The following is a 17,761-nucleotide window of genomic DNA, read 5'->3' as shown; positions in this document are numbered from 1 at the left end:
ACCGGTCGAATGTGCTCGTCACAGGTTGGGAGACCGGCGCGCGCTTTCCCGAACGCATGCACGGCTTCACAGCACGACGATAGTACGCAAGGTACACGACGGCTAGCTGAAACTCAGTGCAGCGGTTGTGTGCCGGTCAAACCGGCGTTTCGGAAAAGCGCGTGAGCGCAGCGAAGTAAAAAACGGGTGCCAAAGACGAGCTTCAGCGTACCTCGAGCGAGGTATCAGCGCGACCAGCGACGCCAGGGCCAGGCTCCCCGGTCGATCGTGCTCAGACTCCGTTTTTTATTCAGAAACATGAGAGAAGACTTTGGTTAAGTCAGTGATTGGATGCTGCTTGGATCGGCGCTCATCTTACTACATTGTGCGCTGCGATTGCCTTGGCGGCGCCCAACAGCGACACAACTATACCATCGGATTTTATGGTTTGAACAGATTCGCCGTGATTGTAGCCATACGGGACGGTCAGCGTCGCCATGCCGGCTGCGCGGCCCGCGAACGCATCGTTCTGCGAATCGCCGATCGCGACGGCCTCGTCGGGCGACACGCCGAGCGCTTTGCAGGCGGTGAGCATGGGCAGCGGATCGGGCTTTTTCGCCGCGACGCTGTCGCCGCCCAGCACGATACCGAAGTAGCGCAGCAGCCCGTGATGCTCGAGCAACCGGGTCGCGAAACGATGCGGCTTGTTGGTCACGCACGCGAGCACGAGACCCGCGTCGCGCAACGCGATCAAGCCCGCTTCGACGTCGGGATAGAGCCGCGTGTGCAGACCGTTGATCTTCGCGTACTCCTCCTGGTAGATCGCGAGCGCCTCGTCGAAGCGCGACTGCGCCAGTTCGGCTTCGAAGCGCGGCGCGAGCACGCTGCGGATCAGATGCTCGGAGCCCTTGCCGACGTAGTCCATTACTTCTTCGCGCGAGGTTTCCTCCGCGTCGAACTGGGCGAGCATGCCATTCAGGGACGCGGTGAAGTCGTCGGCGGTATCGACCATCGTGCCGTCGAGATCGACGATTGCCGCGCGAATCTTGCCGGCCGTGAAGGCGGGAGCGGGGTAACGAGGCGCCGTTTCCATCTCAGCGCCCAACCGATGCCAGCGCGCCGCGCATCTTGTCGATGATCGTCTTGTAGTCCGGGTGGCCGAAGATCGCCGAGCCGGCCACGAAGGTATCCGCGCCCGCCGCCGCAATTTCCGCGATGTTGTCGACTTTCACGCCACCGTCCACTTCAAGATGAATCTCGCGGCCGGTCTTTTCGTTGTACGCGTCGATTTTCGCGCGTGCTTCGCGCAGCTTGTTCAGCGCCTCGGGAATGAACGACTGCCCGCCGAAGCCAGGATTCACCGACATGATCAGCACGAGATCCACCTTGTCCATCACGTGATCAAGGTAATTCAGCGGCGTGGCGGGATTGAACACGAGGCCCGCCTTGCAGCCGTGGTCGCGAATCAGCGACAGCGTGCGGTCGATATGATCCGAGCCTTCCGGATGGAAGCTGATCACGTTTGCGCCGGCCTTCGCGAAGTCCGGCACGATGCGGTCGACGGGGCGTACCATCAGATGCACGTCGATGGGCACCTGCACGTGCGGGCGGATCGCCTCGCACACGAGCGGGCCAATCGTCAGGTTCGGCACGTAGTGGTTGTCCATCACGTCGAAGTGAATCCAGTCGGCGCCCGCGGCGACGACGTTGCGGACTTCTTCGCCGAGCCGCGCGAAGTCGGCGGACAGAATGCTGGGAGCGATGCGGAATTGAGTCATGGCGTGGGATGGGGCGGGAGACGGAAAACCGCTATTTTAGCGCCGGCTGACGCGCCGCGGCCTTTGGCGCGGCATGGCTTTCATGATGTTCTGGAGTCTTGTCCGGCTGGCCGATGCGGTTGCGGCCCCGCGCTGCATCAAGCAGAATGCCAAACCATGTCAACGCCTGTGCCGGCGCGCCGCTAGTCGCGCCGAGCCGCCTGCACACAGCCTTGCGCGGATCGATTGCGCGCTTTGCTCACCATCGGAATCAGCATGAGCCAGTACGAATTCAGCGTGTCCTCCCAGGTCCGGTACATCGCCGAGGAGTCGGACCCGGAGCATCGGAAATACGCTTTCGCCTACACGCTCACCATCCGCAATACAGGCCAGGTCGCCGCGCAACTGATCGCGCGCCACTGGGTCATTACGGATAGCGAAAATCGCGTTCAGGAAGTGAAAGGGCTGGGTGTGGTCGGGCATCAGCCGTTGCTGAAGCCGGGCGAGCAGTTCGAGTACACCAGTTACGCAGTGATCGCGACACCCGTGGGGACGATGCGCGGCGAGTATTTTTGCGTGGCGGAGGACGGTGAGCGCTGGGACGCGCCCGTGCCGGAATTCGTTCTGCGCATGCCGCGCACGCTGCATTGAGCGCGCGTTGAACATGAGACGCCGCGCGCTGTCAGTCAGCGACGCGGTTGCTGCTGCGGCGGGACCTGCTTTGCGTCCTGCTTCTGGCGTGCGGCATGCTTTTTCTTGCCGGACGCCGTCCACACCACGATGAAAATCAGCAGGGAAAGCGCCAGGAGCGACTCCAGCGCGAAGATGAGCATCGGATATTCGTCGAGCAGATCAGACATGGCAGTTTCCATCGAGAACAATCATTGTATGCGCTTTGCCCGCCGGGCCGCGGCCTGGGCGGGGCGCTGTCACTTGCCGTACTGCTTGCGTCGTGCGGCGGCGGCGGCGCGGTGCGGCCATCCGTTTCACCGCCGACAGGCGCCGCGATCATACCCGGCCAGATCGCCGCCCAGCGGCTCACGCCTGTCGCGTGGCGACAGGTGCCGGGTTGGCAGGACGATTCACTGATCGGCGCGGCTGCGGCGCTGCGTCAGAACTGCGTGCGCCTCGCCAGCCAGCCGACATGGCGGCGCGCGTGCGCGGCCGCGCTGATGCTTGACGACCTGGACGTGGCGAGCGCGCGCACTTTCTTCGAAACCTACTTCACGCCGTTCCAGTTCTCGAACACCGACGGCACGCTCGACGGACTCGTGACAGGCTACTACGAGCCGCTGCTGCGCGGTTCACGCGTGCGTCAAGGCGTGTATCAGACGGCTTTGTACCGTTGGCCCTCGGCGTACCGCCCCGGTTCTGCGATGCCGGCGCGTGCGCAGCTAGAGCGTTCGGGCGCGCTGAACGGCAATGAACTCGTGTGGGTCGACGATCCCATCGAGGCTTTCTTCCTGCAGGTGCAAGGCTCGGGACGCATCGTGATGGAAGACGGCAGCGTGATGCGCGTCGGCTTTGGCGGGACGAACAATCAGCCGTACAAGTCGATCGGCCGATGGTTGCTCGATCGCGGTGAACTGACGCCGTCGCAGGCGACCATGCAAGGCATCAAGGCGTGGGCGCGCGCGAACCCGACGCGTGTCGATGGCCTGCTCGACACGAATCCGCGCTTCGTGTTTTTCCGCGAGATGCCGTCGAGCGAGCCTGCGCCCGGCGGCGGTGCCGATGGTCCGATCGGCGCGCTTGGCGTACCGCTTACGCCGGAGCGTTCAATTGCCGTCGATCCGGCGGCGATCCCGCTCGGCACGCCCGTCTTCCTCCAGACGACGCGCCCGATGACCAATGCACCGATGAATCGTCTGGTGTTTGCTCAGGACACGGGTTCGGCGATCAAGGGCGGCGTGCGTGCAGATTACTTCTGGGGACTCGGCGACGAGGCGGGCGATCTGGCTGGGAAAATGAAGCAGGGTGGCCGGATGTGGCTGCTGCTGCCTAATTCGTGATACCGAGTCGTGATACTGAGTCGTGATACTGAGTCCCGATCCTCAGGCCAGGGGATAGCCCGATCTGAAACAGCCCGACGGTTTGTGTCACTTCCGTCGGGCTGTTTGCTTTTGTACGCCAGTACTCTTCGATTTGCTCGCGTGTCGAGCGTTACGCGCCTGCCTTGCGCTTGTCGATCACGCGACGCGCCTTACCCACCGATCGCTCGATGCCGTTCACGCCGAGCAGCACAACGTTCGCCGTCACGCCGATCAGTGCCTTGATGTCATACGCCAGAGCTTTACGTGCGGCGTCCAGCGCGGCCGCGTCCGGCGCGGTCTCCGGGCACGGTTCGATGTTCAGCGTCATCACGTCGAGCGGGCCTTCTCTCGTCAGCACGATCTGATAATGCGGCGCGAGCGCGTGCTGCTTCAGCAGCAGTTCTTCGATCTGCGTCGGGAACACGTTGACGCCGCGAATGATCATCATGTCGTCCGAGCGACCGGTGATTTTTTCCATCCGGCGCATCGTGCGCGCGGTGCCGGGCAGCAGACGCGTGAGATCACGCGTGCGGTAACGGATGATCGGCAACGCCTCTTTGGTCAGCGACGTGAATACGAGTTCGCCGAGTTCGCCGTCCGGCAATACTTCGCCCGTTTCGGGATCGATGATCTCGGGGTAGAAGTGATCTTCCCAGATTGTCGGGCCGTCTTTGGTTTCGACGCATTCGGACGCCACGCCCGGACCCATCACCTCGGACAAGCCGTAGATGTCGACGGCGTCAATGCCCATTCGTTCTTCGATCGCGCGGCGCATGTCGTTGGTCCAGGGCTCCGCGCCAAAGATGCCGATGCGCAGCGAGCACGTCTTGGGATCGACACCCTGACGCTCCAGTTCGTCGGCGATCGACAGCATGTAGCTCGGCGTCACCATGATGATGTCGGGACAGAAGTCCTGAATCAGCTGAACCTGCTTTTCGGTCTGACCGCCGCCGAATGGAATGACCGTGAGACCTGCGCGTTCGGCGCCGTAATGCGCACCGAGACCGCCCGTGAACAGGCCATAGCCGTAGCTCACGTGAACCTTGTCGCCGCGCCGCGCGCCTGCCGCACGGATCGAACGTGCGACGAGGTTCGCCCAGGTGTCGATATCGCGCGCGGTATAGCCGACGACGGTCGGCTTGCCCGTCGTTCCCGATGACGCATGAATGCGCGAAATCTGATCTTGCGGCACGGCGAACAGGCCAAACGGATAGTTGTCGCGTAGATCCTTTTTCGTAGTGAAGGGGAAGCGCGACAGGTCGGACAGTGTCTTCAGCTCCGAGGGATGCACGCCCGCTTCATCGAACTTGCGTCGATAGACAGGGGAATTCTCATAGGCGTGAGTGAGCGACCATTTCAGCCGTTCGAGCTGAAGTGCTGCGAGTTCGTCGCGGCTCGCCTTTTCGATAGGGTCGAGCGGGAGCGGGGTAGTCATCTAATGTCTCCTTGCTTTCAGAATAGTATGCCGCGCGAAAGGCGACGCAATTACGTAAGAGGGTGGCGCTCCCTGTCAGTCGTCGACGGGGATCACGGTGCCTTTGATTTGCGCGGACTTGCCGCGAAACATCGCAACGGTCTCGTTCGCGCGGTTCGTGACGCGAATGTCGTAGATGCCGTTACGACCGCTCAATGTCTGCTCGACAGCTTCCGCAGTCAGGACGTCGCCACCGTGCACGGGGCGCAAAAATTCGATCGAGCAGCCCGCCGCGACGGTATTGATGTTGTACGAGTTGCAGGCGAACGCGAATGCCGAATCGGCCAGCGTGAACATCAGACCGCCGTGACAGATCTGATGGCCATTCAGAAAGTCGGGCCGTACGCTCATCCGAAGGCGCGCGTAGCCAGCGCGCACTTCGAGAATGTCGATGCCGAGCGCCTTGCTGCAGGCATCGTTCGCATACATGGCTTCGGCTGTCGCGCGCGCGAGTTCGTCGGGCGTCATCGTGTTGCTCAGGTTGGGTTGCGTGGACATGTCAGCGGCCCTCGAAGCGCGGCGCGCGCTTTTCGATGAACGCACGGACCCCTTCCGCGTAGTCATGCGATGCGCCGAGTTCGCGCTGCATGTCACGTTCGAGGTCGAGTTGCTGATCGAGCGTTTGCGTGGCGCTCGACCGCATCGCCTGCTTGATGGCCGCGATCGCGCGTGTGGGCTGTTGCGCGAGTTGCGCGGCGATCTGGGTTGCCGTGCTCTGCAATTCGGCATCGTCCACGGCCTTCCAGATAAGGCCCCAGCTTTCCGCCTTGTCAGCGCTGAGCTTGTCGCCCGTGATCGCGAGCCCCAACGCGCGAGCCATGCCCACGCGTTGCGGCAGGAACCACGTGCCGCCGGAATCCGGCACGAGGCCAATTTTCACGAAGGCCTGGATGAAGCTCGCCGAACGTGCGGCCAGCACGAGGTCGCAGGCGAGCGCGAGATTCGCGCCTGCGCCTGCCGCCGTTCCATTGACGGCGGCGATGACGGGCAGCGGAAGGGCTTGCAGACGTCGGATCAACGGGTTGAAGTGTTTATCGATCAGGTCGCCGAGATCCGTCATGGCGCCCGGCGTGAAATCGAGATCGGCCAGATCCTGGCCGGCGCAGAAGCCACGGCCGGCGCCCGTGAGTATGAGCGCGCGTGCGCCGGCGGCTTCTACTTCGTCGAGTGCCGCCCTCAGTTCCTGATGCATGGCACGCGTGAAGCTGTTCAGCTTGTCGGGGCGGTTTAGCGTCACGGTCGCGACGCGCGTGGCGGCGTCGATGTCTACGCCGATCGCTTCATAGGTCATTGCTTGTCTCCTCGTCTCCATACGGTGCGGGCAGTCGGCGCGCTCAGACGCGCTCGATGGCGAGTGCGATGCCTTGCCCGACGCCGATACACATCGTGCACAGCGCGAAACGTCCGTTGATGCGCTCGAGCTGATGCAGCGCCGTCGTAATCAGGCGTGCGCCGGACGCACCGAGCGGATGCCCGAGTGCGATCGCACCGCCGTTCGGATTGACGCGCGGATCGTCGTCGCGCAAACCGAGCTGACGTAGAACGGCCAGACCTTGAGATGCAAACGCTTCGTTGAGCTCGATCACGTCGAACTGGTCGAGCGTCATATTGAGTTGCTTCAGCAGTTTTTGCGTGGCGGGCGCCGGCCCAATGCCCATGATGCGCGGCTCGACGCCTGCCGTTGCCATACCGATCACGCGGGCACGGCGCCGCAAGCCGTATTGTTCGGCCGCTGCCTCACTGGCAATAAGAAGTGCGCACGCACCGTCGTTGACGCCGGATGCGTTCCCTGCCGTCACCGAGCCATCCGGCCGCACGACGCCCTTCAGTTTGCCGAGTGCTTCGAGCGACGTCTCACGCGGATGCTCATCGAGCGCCACGCGGATAGGCTCGCCCTTCTTCTGCGGAATGTCGACGGGCACGATTTCGTGCGCGAGCGTACCGTCGCGTTGTGCGCGGGCCGCCTTCTCCTGACTGCGCATTGCAAACGCGTCCTGGTCGGCGCGACTGATATTGAAGTCCACGGCGACGTTTTCCGCTGTCTCGGGCATCGAATCGACGCCGTAGTCGCGCTTCATCTGTGCGTTGACGAAGCGCCAGCCGATGGTCGTGTCGTAAATTTCCGATTGCCGCGAGAACGCCGAGCTTGCCTTGCCCATCACGAACGGTGCTCGCGTCATGCTTTCGACGCCGCCCGCAATCATCAGGTTTGCCTCGCCAGCCTTGATCGCGCGGGCTGCCGTGCCGACTGCATCCATACCCGATCCGCACAGCCGGTTGAGCGTGGTACCGGGCGCGTGCGTCGGCAAGCCGGCGAGCAGCGCCGACATGCGTGCCACGTTCCGGTTGTCTTCCCCCGCCTGATTGGCGCAGCCGTAGATCACATCGTCGAGTGCGCGCCAGTCCACGCCGGGATTCCGTTCGATCAGCGCCTTGATTGGGACGGCGCCCAGGTCGTCGGCACGGACGTCTTTCAACGCGCCGCCGTAGCGGCCGAAGGGAGTGCGAATGGCGTCACAGATAAATGCGTCGGTCATATCGGGATTCCTGCAAGAGGGTGGACCGGCAAGCGCGCCGGCCCTTGAACTGCATGTTAGTTCGACGTCTGACGCGGTTTCAGTCGGCCTGAAGTTATAGGCCAAAACGTCGGTCAAACGTCCTATATCGTTCGGCTGACTTACGCGGCAACGGCCTTTGGCTCAACATGAACCCGGCTTTGAACAACGCGGAAGCGATTCGCGACGAAGGCAGCGTCGGCGAGCGCGGCATTCGCAGCGGGGTTGGCGCCCGTGCCGTGGAAGTCCGAGAACGCTGCCGACTGATTGACGAAAACGCCGCTAGTCAGATTGATAGAGAGCGCGACGCCGCCAAGAATCGAGGCTTCCGTGGCCGCCTCGATCACCGTGTCGTCCGTGCTATAGACGGAGAGAGTGAGCGCGCCATGTTCGGCGGCGATGCGGCCGGCAAGTTCGAGCGACTGCGCGGTCGAGTCTGTCGCGATCACGAAGGAGACCGGGCCGAACCATTCTTTCGTGAACTTCGCTTTGTCCGTCGCGGCATCGAGTTGCAGAACCAGAGGAGTACGTATGCGGGCGCCCGCGAATGTCGGATGTTCGAGCGACTGGCTGTCCGCGAGAACGTGTCCCAGCTTGCGGGCTTCGTCGATACGTTGCTCGATGGCTTCGTTCTGGATCGCGCCCAGCAGTTCTACCGCGCGAGCCGGGTCCGAGCCGAGCTTCTGGACAGCGCCGGCAATGGCGTCGGCAACGGCCTGGAAGGGGATCGTGCCTTCAGCCGTGCGAATGCCGTCGCGCGGCACGTAGATGTTTTGCGGCGCGGTACACATCTGGCCCGAGTAGAGTGCCAGCGAGAATGCGATGTTGCGCGCGGCGGCTTTGATGTCGTCGACGGAGTCGATCACGATCTGGTTCACGCCGGCCTTTTCGGTGAACACTTGCGCCTGATGCGCATTGCGCTCCAGCCAGGTGCCGTTTTGCGTGCTGCCTGTGAAGTCGATGAGCTTGATTTCCGGGCGCTGCGCGAGGTTCTGAACGAGTTCGCCGTCGTTCGGTTCGGTCGCGAGCAAGGTCACGACGTTCGGATCGAAACCGGCTTCACGCAGCACGTCGCGGGCGACGCGCACGGTAATCGCGAGCGGCAGGATCGCGCCCGGATGCGGCTTGACGATTACGGTGTTGCCGGTTGCCAGGTCTGCGAACAGGCCGGGGTAACCATTCCACGTCGGGAACGTGCAGCATCCGAGGACGAGACCTGTGCCGCGCGGCACGATGTTGAAGCGCTTCTGCATCGCGAGCGGCGGATTCTTACCCTGCGGCTTTTCCCAATGAGCGTCGGCGGGGATTCGGCGCAACTGGTCCCACGCGTAGGTGACGGCTTCGAGCGCGCGATCCTGCGCATGCGGGCCGCCCGCCTGAAAAGCCATCATGAATGCCTGGCCAGTGGTGTGCATCACGCTGTACCCGATCTCAAAGCTCAGTCGATTGAGGCGCGTGAGGATCTCGAGGCTCACGCCGATCCAGGCCTTGGGACCAGCTTCGCGCCATTTCCGTTGGGCTTTGGCTGCAGCAGCAATCAGCGCATCCGGATCGGATTTGGGGTAGCGGATCCCTAGCGGGAAACCGAAAGGCGATTGTTCTGCTGCCGCCGTCTCGCCCGTGCTCGGCTGGTCGAGTTCGAACTTTTTGTTCAGGTGAGCCTTGAACGCGGATTCGCCGTCCGCGTTCGCCGTTTCCCCGTACACTTTGGGGCTCGGCATTTCAGCGAATGGGCTCCAGTAGCCGCGGGTTTCAATGGCGGCAAGGGCTTTCTGCAACGTGTCTTCGTGCTTCGTAAAGAGTGGGTGGGTCATGGCGGGCAAGATGCTGACTGAACGTTAGAGGAAACCTTGTCGATTTATTGACCGACCGGTTGGTTGGTGAATGTTAGCATTATTGGGATGCGGCGCGAGCCTCTTGCGCCTGCAGGTAAACACTTAGGAGGAGTGCATGGGTTTCGAGAACATTCTGGTTGAGACACGGGGCCGCGTCGGTCTCATTACATTGAATCGTCCGAAAGCGCTCAACGCGCTGAATGACGCGCTAATGGATGAGCTGGGCGAAGCGCTGCGCGCGTTCGATTCGGATGAAGGCATCGGCGCCATTGTTATTACTGGAAGCGAAAAGGCGTTTGCGGCAGGCGCGGACATCGGAATGATGTCGACGTACTCTTATATGGATGTATATAAGGGCGACTACATCACGCGGAACTGGGAAGCTGTCCGATCAGTTCGCAAGCCGATCATTGCCGCTGTTGCCGGTTTCGCGCTCGGCGGCGGCTGCGAGCTCGCGATGATGTGCGACATCATTCTTGCCGCTGACACGGCGAAATTCGGTCAGCCGGAGATCAAGCTAGGCGTCATGCCTGGAGCCGGCGGCACGCAACGGTTGCCCCGCGCGGTGTCGAAGGCCAAGGCGATGGATATGTGCTTGACCGCGCGATTCATGGATGCCGCCGAGGCGGAGCGCTCCGGACTGGTGTCGCGTGTGATCCCGGCGGCGAATCTGATCGACGAGGCAATCACTGCGGCTGCGACCATCGCCGAGTTTCCGATGCCGGCGGTGATGATGGTGAAGGAGTCGGTCAACCGCGCTTACGAGACAACGTTGGCAGAAGGCGTGCATTTCGAGCGTCGATTGTTCCATTCGCTGTTCGCAACGGAAGACCAGAAAGAAGGGATGACGGCTTTCGTCGAGAAGCGAAAACCGGTCTTTAAACACCGCTGATCGTATTGCTCAAAAAACCGCTTGCAACCACGCAGGCAAGTGTCTAGAATTCCGGTCTTTCGCGCTGCGGCCAACGCGGCGCGAAGGAAACGAGGAAGGCGGGAGAGCCAGCATTGACGGGGCTTTCCGGTGGAGTCGGCGGGTTGGGAAGTTAAAAAAACCGGTTGACGAAACGAAAAAGGTTCTTCATAATCTCGTTTCTCTGCTGCTGACGCAGCAACGCGGTGAAAGCAAGGCGCTTCCCGCGAATGTTCTTTAACAATCAACAGCCGATAAGTGTGGGTGCTCGATGGCGAGCGCGCGGTGATCTTCGGGTCACTGATAGCGAAAGTAATCGAGTCTCACACAGAAGTAATTGAGGAAGGTTCGAGAAATCGAATCATTCGTCAGTGATTTTGAGTGAGCGACCGGGTTCGAAAGAGCCCGAAAAACAGTAACAGGTTTGAACTGAAGAGTTTGATCCTGGCTCAGATTGAACGCTGGCGGCATGCCTTACACATGCAAGTCGAACGGCAGCGCGGGGGCAACCCTGGCGGCGAGTGGCGAACGGGTGAGTAATACATCGGAACGTGTCCTGGAGTGGGGGATAGCCCGGCGAAAGCCGGATTAATACCGCATACGCTCTGTGGAGGAAAGCGGGGGATCTTCGGACCTCGCGCTCAAGGGCGGCCGATGGCAGATTAGCTAGTTGGTGGGGTAAAGGCCTACCAAGGCGACGATCTGTAGCTGGTCTGAGAGGACGACCAGCCACACTGGGACTGAGACACGGCCCAGACTCCTACGGGAGGCAGCAGTGGGGAATTTTGGACAATGGGGGCAACCCTGATCCAGCAATGCCGCGTGTGTGAAGAAGGCCTTCGGGTTGTAAAGCACTTTTGTCCGGAAAGAAAACCGCTTCTCTAATACAGAGGCGGGATGACGGTACCGGAAGAATAAGCACCGGCTAACTACGTGCCAGCAGCCGCGGTAATACGTAGGGTGCAAGCGTTAATCGGAATTACTGGGCGTAAAGCGTGCGCAGGCGGTTCGCTAAGACCGATGTGAAATCCCCGGGCTTAACCTGGGAACTGCATTGGTGACTGGCGGGCTAGAGTATGGCAGAGGGGGGTAGAATTCCACGTGTAGCAGTGAAATGCGTAGAGATGTGGAGGAATACCGATGGCGAAGGCAGCCCCCTGGGCCAATACTGACGCTCATGCACGAAAGCGTGGGGAGCAAACAGGATTAGATACCCTGGTAGTCCACGCCCTAAACGATGTCAACTAGTTGTCGGGTCTTCATTGACTTGGTAACGAAGCTAACGCGTGAAGTTGACCGCCTGGGGAGTACGGTCGCAAGATTAAAACTCAAAGGAATTGACGGGGACCCGCACAAGCGGTGGATGATGTGGATTAATTCGATGCAACGCGAAAAACCTTACCTACCCTTGACATGTACGGAATCCTGCTGAGAGGTGGGAGTGCCCGAAAGGGAGCCGTAACACAGGTGCTGCATGGCTGTCGTCAGCTCGTGTCGTGAGATGTTGGGTTAAGTCCCGCAACGAGCGCAACCCTTGTCCCTAGTTGCTACGCAAGAGCACTCTAGGGAGACTGCCGGTGACAAACCGGAGGAAGGTGGGGATGACGTCAAGTCCTCATGGCCCTTATGGGTAGGGCTTCACACGTCATACAATGGTCGGAACAGAGGGTTGCCAAGCCGCGAGGTGGAGCCAATCCCAGAAAACCGATCGTAGTCCGGATCGCAGTCTGCAACTCGACTGCGTGAAGCTGGAATCGCTAGTAATCGCGGATCAGCATGCCGCGGTGAATACGTTCCCGGGTCTTGTACACACCGCCCGTCACACCATGGGAGTGGGTTTTACCAGAAGTGGCTAGTCTAACCGCAAGGAGGACGGTCACCACGGTAGGATTCATGACTGGGGTGAAGTCGTAACAAGGTAGCCGTATCGGAAGGTGCGGCTGGATCACCTCCTTTCCAGAGCTTCGCGCTTCACAAGTTGAGCGCTCACACTTGTCGGCTGTTAATTGAAGACAGGCTCAGGGGTCTGTAGCTCAGTCGGTTAGAGCACCGTCTTGATAAGGCGGGGGTCGATGGTTCGAATCCATCCAGACCCACCAGCGTCTTGTCTGCGGTGGCTGATCGCAAACCCCCTGTGTACTGTGTGACTGGGGGATTAGCTCAGCTGGGAGAGCACCTGCTTTGCAAGCAGGGGGTCGTCGGTTCGATCCCGTCATCCTCCACCAATCCTCAATGCCTAGCGTTCAGTGTGAACCGAGTGCTATGCATTGGCGATTGAGCCAGTCAGCGAATAATGTAAAGCATAGCGCTTTATATCGGCTGTCGTTCTTTAACAATCAGGAAGAAGTAGTAAAGAGATTCACGAAAGCGTGCTTAGAGATGGGCGCGTGAGTAGGTGAATCAGGGTTGTGATTGTATCAATGTATTTTTTGAGTTCATCGAAAGACGAACCTGGAATACGGCACAACGCGAATACTCAACCTGTAGCGAGTGAGTCTGGCGTGGCAACACGATGAGACACACCCGTTATAGGGTCAAGCGAACAAGTGCATGTGGTGGATGCCTTGGCGATCACAGGCGATGAAGGACGCGGTAGCCTGCGAAAAGCGGTGGGGAGCTGGCAAACGAGCTTTGATCCACCGATATCCGAATGGGGAAACCCGGCCCGTATGGGTCATCCATGGCTGAATACATAGGCCATGTGAAGCGAACGCGGTGAACTGAAACATCTAAGTAACCGCAGGAACAGAAATCAACCGAGATTCCCAAAGTAGTGGCGAGCGAAATGGGACCAGCCTGTACTCTTTATCTTTGCTGTTAGCCAAACGCTCTGGAAAGTGCGGCCATAGTGGGTGATAGCCCCGTAGGCGAAAACAGCGAGGAAGAACTAGGTGTACGACAAGTAGGGCGGGACACGTGAAATCCTGTCTGAAGATGGGGGGACCATCCTCCAAGGCTAAATACTCGTGATCGACCGATAGTGAACCAGTACCGTGAGGGAAAGGCGAAAAGAACCCCGGGAGGGGAGTGAAACAGATCCTGAAACCGCATGCATACAAACAGTCGGAGCCTCGCAAGGGGTGACGGCGTACCTTTTGTATAATGGGTCAGCGACTTACATTCAGTGGCGAGCTTAACCGATTAGGGCAGGCGTAGCGAAAGCGAGTCCGAACAGGGCGATTCAGTCGCTGGGTGTAGACCCGAAACCAGGTGATCTATCCATGGCCAGGATGAAGGTGCGGTAACACGTACTGGAGGTCCGAACCCACTAACGTTGAAAAGTTAGGGGATGAGCTGTGGATAGGGGTGAAAGGCTAAACAAACCTGGAAATAGCTGGTTCTCTCCGAAAACTATTTAGGTAGTGCCTCGTGTATCACCTTCGGGGGTAGAGCACTGTCATGGTTGAAGGGTCCATTGCGGATTACTTCGCCATAGCAAACTCCGAATACCGAAGAGTGCAATCACGGGAGACAGACATCGGGTGCTAACGTCCGGTGTCAAGAGGGAAACAACCCAGACCGCCAGCTAAGGTCCCCAAATATGACTAAGTGGGAAACGAAGTGGGAAGGCTAAAACAGTCAGGAGGTTGGCTTAGAAGCAGCCATCCTTTAAAGAAAGCGTAATAGCTCACTGATCGAGTCGTCCTGCGCGGAAGATGTAACGGGGCTAAGTCATATACCGAAGCTGCGGATGCACATTTATGTGCATGGTAGGAGAGCGTTCCGTAAGCCTGCGAAGGTGCGTTGAAAAGCGTGCTGGAGGTATCGGAAGTGCGAATGCTGACATGAGTAGCGATAAAGGGGGTGAAAGGCCCCCTCGCCGTAAGCCCAAGGTTTCCTACGCAACGTTCATCGGCGTAGGGTGAGTCGGCCCCTAAGGCGAGGCAGAAATGCGTAGCTGATGGGAAGCAGGTCAATATTCCTGCACCAGTGTGAAATGCGATGGGGGGACGGATCGCGGAAGGTTGTCCGGGTGTTGGAAGTCCCGGTCGCTGCGTTGGAGAAGGTGCTCTGGCAAATCCGGGCACGGAATTCAAGGGCGTGGCGCGAGCTCTCTAGGGGGCGAAGCAATCGGAAGGGGTTCCAGGAAAAGCCTCTAAGCTTCAGTTTCACATTGACCGTACCGCAAACCGACACAGGTGGGCGAGATGAGTATTCTAAGGCGCTTGAGAGAACTCGGGAGAAGGAACTCGGCAAATTGGTACCGTAACTTCGGGATAAGGTACGCCCCTGTAGCTTGATGCCCCTGCGGGCAAAGGGTGAAGGGGTTGCAATAAACTGGTGGCTGCGACTGTTTAATAAAAACACAGCACTCTGCAAACACGAAAGTGGACGTATAGGGTGTGACGCCTGCCCGGTGCCGGAAGATTAAATGATGGGGTGCAAGCTCTTGATTGAAGTCCCGGTAAACGGCGGCCGTAACTATAACGGTCCTAAGGTAGCGAAATTCCTTGTCGGGTAAGTTCCGACCTGCACGAATGGCGTAACGATGGCCACACTGTCTCCTCCCGAGACTCAGCGAAGTTGAAGTGTTTGTGATGATGCAATCTCCCCGCGGCTAGACGGAAAGACCCCATGAACCTTTACTGTAGCTTTGCATTGGACTTTGAACCGATCTGTGTAGGATAGGTGGGAGGCTATGAAGCGTGAACGCCAGTTTGCGTGGAGCCGTCCTTGAAATACCACCCTGGTTTGTTTGAGGTTCTAACCTTGGCCCGTGATCCGGGTCGGGGACAGTGCATGGTGGGCAGTTTGACTGGGGCGGTCTCCTCCCAAAGTGTAACGGAGGAGTACGAAGGTACGCTAGGTACGGTCGGAAATCGTGCTGATAGTGCAATGGCATAAGCGTGCTTAACTGCGAGACCGACAAGTCGAGCAGGTGCGAAAGCAGGTCATAGTGATCCGGTGGTTCTGTATGGAAGGGCCATCGCTCAACGGATAAAAGGTACTCTGGGGATAACAGGCTGATACCGCCCAAGAGTTCATATCGACGGCGGTGTTTGGCACCTCGATGTCGGCTCATCTCATCCTGGGGCTGTAGCCGGTCCCAAGGGTATGGCTGTTCGCCATTTAAAGAGGTACGTGAGCTGGGTTTAAAACGTCGTGAGACAGTTTGGTCCCTATCTGCCGTGGGCGCTGGATATTTGAAGGGGGCTGCTCCTAGTACGAGAGGACCGGAGTGGACGAACCTCTGGTGTACCGGTTGTCACGCCAGTGGCATCGCCGGGTAGCTATGTTCGGAAGAGATAACCGCTGAAAGCATCTAAGCGGGAAACTCGCCTTGAGATGAGATATCCCCGGGGCTTCGAGCCCCTTGAAGGGTCGTTCAAGACCAGGACGTTGATAGGTCAGGTGTGGAAGCGCAGTAATGCGTTAAGCTAACTGATACTAATTGCCCGTAAGGCTTGATCCTATAACAGGTGTGTCTTACCCCGAGAGGGTGAGCGGAACACACAGGTTGAGATCAGTGTTGTGCCAGAAACAACACAACCCATACCCTCTTTACGCTTCTTCCAGATTGGCTGTGGCGCACCACAATGCGACGCAGCAACCCGTCATGCCTGATGACCATAGCGAGTCGGTACCACCCCTTCCCATCCCGAACAGGACCGTGAAACGACTCCACGCCGATGATAGTGCGGATTGCCCGTGTGAAAGTAGGTAATCGTCAGGCTCCTTATACAAACCAAGACCCCGCCCTCAAAAGCGGGGTCTTGGCGTTTCTGCAGCACGCTTTTAATGTCGTGCCGAGACACCACGATAGCGGTGGCCGGGCCGCAATGGCCCGAGCATGTTCATTCCCACCATCCACGGTCGACATTCCGCCGCATAACCCTCACTCGGCTGGGCGGCGTCAGGTTCTCCATCTAGCGACCACTTTACCGTCCACATACCGGCGATACTCGGCGGAACAGCAAACGCGCCTGTTCCCATCTCCGTTCTGAACTCTCGAGCCCTAAGCTGTTCACGCCTCCGCCAAAAACCGCTGCGCCAACCGCACCCAGTACGTGGCCCCAACCGGCAGCAGTTCATCGTTGAAATCGTAGCTCGCATTGTGCAGCATGCAGGGACCGGCGCCATGACCGGCCTCGCGATGTCCACCGTTGCCGTTTCCCAGAAATGCATAGCACCCAGGTTTCGCCAGCAGCATGAACGAAAAGTCTTCTGCGCCCATCGTTGGTTCGACGGTATCGTCAACCTTCTCCTCACCGACGACTTCCTTCATCACCGCCGCAGCGAACCGTGCTTCGTTCCCGCTATTGATCGTCGGCGGATAGTTGCGATGGAAGGTCATCTCGACCGAACACTCATAGGCTTCAGCCGTGCTCTGCACGATTTTCCGCATCCGCGCTTCGATCAGATCGAGCGTCTCCGTCGTGAAAGTCCGAACGGTCCCCGCAAGCCACGCGGTATCCGGCACGACGTTCACGGCATCGCCGGCATGAATCTGGGTAATCGACAGGACGGCGGTATCGAGGGGCTTCTTGTTTCGCGTGATCACGCTTTGAAGGCCATTTGCGATTTGCACGGCCGTGAACACGGGATCGCGGCCGTTATGCGGCAAAGCCGCATGCGAGCCCACGCCTTTGATTTCAATGCGGAATTCGTTACTCGATGCCATGATCGGACCTTCCGTGACGCCGAAGTGTCCCGCCGGCATGCCCGGCCAGTTATGAATGCCGAATACGGCATCGACTGGGAACCGCGTGAACAGCCCGTCGTCGATCATCGCCTGCGCGCCGGCGCCGCCTTCCTCGGCCGGTTGAAAGATGAAGACGATCGTGCCGTCAAAATCACCGTGCCTGGCGAGATGGCGCGCTGCGCCGAGCAGCATTGCGGTATGTCCATCGTGACCGCACGCATGCATCTTCCCTTCGTTCTTCGAGCGGTGCTCGAAGGTATTCAGTTCCTGAATGGGTAGCGCGTCCATATCAGCGCGCAAGCCGATCGACTTTGTCCCCGTCCCGCGCTTGAGCACGCCAACCACGCCGGTTTTTCCGATGCCTTCATGCACCTCGATACCCCATCCAGCCAATGTTTTAGCGACGAGTGACGCTGTATGCGTCTCTTCATATCGCAATTCAGGATTGGCGTGGATTGTTCGTCGGAGAGTCTGAATTTCGCCGCGAGCGGCTTGGATTTCAGGAAGCAGTTTCATGATGGATTGAGTGTCTGGCTGTGTGCAGTTTGATCCGGACAGTCGATTCCGGAGAAGAT

The 17,761-nt window shown here is 59.4% G+C and carries 11 protein-coding genes, 2 tRNA genes, 3 rRNA genes and 1 pseudogene; 8 read left to right on the top strand and 9 right to left on the bottom strand.

The features are described from left to right. Positions 1-349: 349 nt before the first annotated feature. Together H1204_RS15445 and rpe are read right to left on the bottom strand one after the other, a co-directional pair. Positions 350-1,072, bottom strand: coding sequence for a phosphoglycolate phosphatase (locus H1204_RS15445; RefSeq protein WP_180728990.1), 723 nt, complete (start codon positions 1,070-1,072; stop codon positions 350-352). A 1-nt stretch (position 1,073) separates the two neighbouring features. Then, a complete protein-coding gene (gene rpe, locus H1204_RS15440) occupies positions 1,074-1,757 on the bottom strand; it encodes a ribulose-phosphate 3-epimerase (protein WP_180728989.1) in 684 nt (227 codons plus the stop codon). A gap of 255 nt (positions 1,758-2,012) precedes the next feature. On the opposite strand from rpe, the gene apaG reads away from it, so the two are divergent. After that, positions 2,013-2,387 (top strand): Co2+/Mg2+ efflux protein ApaG, encoded by a 375-nt coding sequence (apaG, locus tag H1204_RS15435; RefSeq protein WP_007580651.1) that lies wholly within the window; start codon positions 2,013-2,015, stop codon positions 2,385-2,387. 35 nt (positions 2,388-2,422) lie between these two features. On the opposite strand, the gene H1204_RS15430 is transcribed toward apaG, so the two are convergent. Then, positions 2,423-2,596 (bottom strand): hypothetical protein, encoded by a 174-nt coding sequence (locus H1204_RS15430; protein WP_180728988.1) that lies wholly within the window; start codon positions 2,594-2,596, stop codon positions 2,423-2,425. On the opposite strand from H1204_RS15430, the pseudogene H1204_RS15425 reads away from it, so the two are divergent. Then, positions 2,517-3,748, top strand: a pseudogene (locus H1204_RS15425) (MltA domain-containing protein). The gene H1204_RS15430 and the pseudogene H1204_RS15425 overlap by 80 nt on opposite strands. Positions 3,749-3,899: 151 nt before the next feature. On the opposite strand, the gene paaK reads toward H1204_RS15425, so the two are convergent. From paaK to paaN, 5 genes are all read right to left on the bottom strand, one after another. Then, positions 3,900-5,204: a phenylacetate--CoA ligase PaaK gene (gene paaK, locus H1204_RS15420; protein ID WP_180728987.1), complete on the bottom strand. Its 1,305-nt coding sequence runs from the start codon at positions 5,202-5,204 to the stop codon at positions 3,900-3,902. Positions 5,205-5,279: 75 nt separating this feature from the next. Beyond that, entirely contained in the window at positions 5,280-5,741 is a 462-nt protein-coding gene (paaI, locus tag H1204_RS15415) for a hydroxyphenylacetyl-CoA thioesterase PaaI (RefSeq protein ID WP_180728986.1), read from the bottom strand. Between the two features lies 1 nt (position 5,742). Next, positions 5,743-6,534, bottom strand: a complete 792-nt coding sequence (gene paaG, locus H1204_RS15410) for a 2-(1,2-epoxy-1,2-dihydrophenyl)acetyl-CoA isomerase PaaG (protein ID WP_180728985.1) — start codon at positions 6,532-6,534, stop codon at positions 5,743-5,745. Positions 6,535-6,577: 43 nt separating this feature from the next. After that, positions 6,578-7,780 carry a 3-oxoadipyl-CoA thiolase gene (gene pcaF, locus H1204_RS15405; protein ID WP_180728984.1) on the bottom strand — a complete coding sequence of 401 codons (1,203 nt, stop codon included), beginning with the start codon at positions 7,778-7,780 and terminating at the stop codon, positions 6,578-6,580. A gap of 140 nt (positions 7,781-7,920) precedes the next feature. Next, positions 7,921-9,612: a phenylacetic acid degradation protein PaaN gene (gene paaN, locus H1204_RS15400; protein WP_180728983.1), complete on the bottom strand. Its 1,692-nt coding sequence runs from the start codon at positions 9,610-9,612 to the stop codon at positions 7,921-7,923. A 136-nt stretch (positions 9,613-9,748) separates the two neighbouring features. Here paaN and H1204_RS15395 point away from each other — a divergent pair, with 136 nt between their 5' ends. The 6 genes from H1204_RS15395 to rrf all read left to right on the top strand — a co-directional run bounded on the left by H1204_RS15395 (position 9,749) and on the right by rrf (position 16,217). Further along, positions 9,749-10,525 (top strand): enoyl-CoA hydratase, encoded by a 777-nt coding sequence (locus tag H1204_RS15395; protein WP_180728982.1) that lies wholly within the window; start codon positions 9,749-9,751, stop codon positions 10,523-10,525. Between the two features lie 444 nt (positions 10,526-10,969). Beyond that, positions 10,970-12,499, top strand: a 16S ribosomal RNA gene (locus tag H1204_RS15390). 66 nt (positions 12,500-12,565) lie between these two features. After that, a tRNA-Ile gene (locus H1204_RS15385) sits at positions 12,566-12,642 on the top strand. Positions 12,643-12,692: 50 nt separating this feature from the next. Beyond that, a tRNA-Ala gene (locus tag H1204_RS15380) sits at positions 12,693-12,768 on the top strand. Positions 12,769-13,075: 307 nt separating this feature from the next. Then, positions 13,076-15,956: ribosomal RNA gene (locus H1204_RS15375) — 23S ribosomal RNA — on the top strand. Positions 15,957-16,103: 147 nt separating this feature from the next. After that, positions 16,104-16,217, top strand: a 5S ribosomal RNA gene (rrf, locus tag H1204_RS15370). The 16S, 23S and 5S rRNA genes sit together here with 2 tRNA genes alongside, the layout of an rRNA operon. Positions 16,218-16,508: 291 nt before the next feature. On the opposite strand, the gene H1204_RS15365 is transcribed toward rrf, so the two are convergent. Next, complete coding sequence (locus H1204_RS15365; protein ID WP_180728981.1) at positions 16,509-17,702, bottom strand: M20 aminoacylase family protein; 1,194 nt, start codon at positions 17,700-17,702, stop codon at positions 16,509-16,511. Positions 17,703-17,761: the final 59 nt, after the last annotated feature.

It is taken from the genome of Paraburkholderia sp. PGU19 (assembly GCF_013426915.1).
GTDB lineage: Bacteria > Pseudomonadota > Gammaproteobacteria > Burkholderiales > Burkholderiaceae > Paraburkholderia.
This window is presented reverse-complemented; position numbering and strand designations above follow the sequence as displayed.

Bases quoted from the DNA above. Each gene is read 5' to 3' on its own strand.
- H1204_RS15445 (WP_180728990.1), bottom strand. From the start codon at position 1,072: ATGGAAACGGCGCCTCGTTACCCCGCTCCCGCCTTCACGGCCGGCAAG.
- rpe (WP_180728989.1), bottom strand. From the start codon at position 1,757: ATGACTCAATTCCGCATCGCTCCCAGCATTCTGTCCGCCGACTTCGCG.
- apaG (WP_007580651.1), top strand. From the start codon at position 2,013: ATGAGCCAGTACGAATTCAGCGTGTCCTCCCAGGTCCGGTACATCGCC.
- H1204_RS15430 (WP_180728988.1), bottom strand. From the start codon at position 2,596: ATGTCTGATCTGCTCGACGAATATCCGATGCTCATCTTCGCGCTGGAG.
- paaK (WP_180728987.1), bottom strand. From the start codon at position 5,204: ATGACTACCCCGCTCCCGCTCGACCCTATCGAAAAGGCGAGCCGCGAC.
- paaI (WP_180728986.1), bottom strand. From the start codon at position 5,741: ATGTCCACGCAACCCAACCTGAGCAACACGATGACGCCCGACGAACTC.
- paaG (WP_180728985.1), bottom strand. From the start codon at position 6,534: ATGACCTATGAAGCGATCGGCGTAGACATCGACGCCGCCACGCGCGTC.
- pcaF (WP_180728984.1), bottom strand. From the start codon at position 7,780: ATGACCGACGCATTTATCTGTGACGCCATTCGCACTCCCTTCGGCCGC.
- paaN (WP_180728983.1), bottom strand. From the start codon at position 9,612: ATGACCCACCCACTCTTTACGAAGCACGAAGACACGTTGCAGAAAGCC.
- H1204_RS15395 (WP_180728982.1), top strand. From the start codon at position 9,749: ATGGGTTTCGAGAACATTCTGGTTGAGACACGGGGCCGCGTCGGTCTC.
- H1204_RS15365 (WP_180728981.1), bottom strand. From the start codon at position 17,702: ATGAAACTGCTTCCTGAAATCCAAGCCGCTCGCGGCGAAATTCAGACT.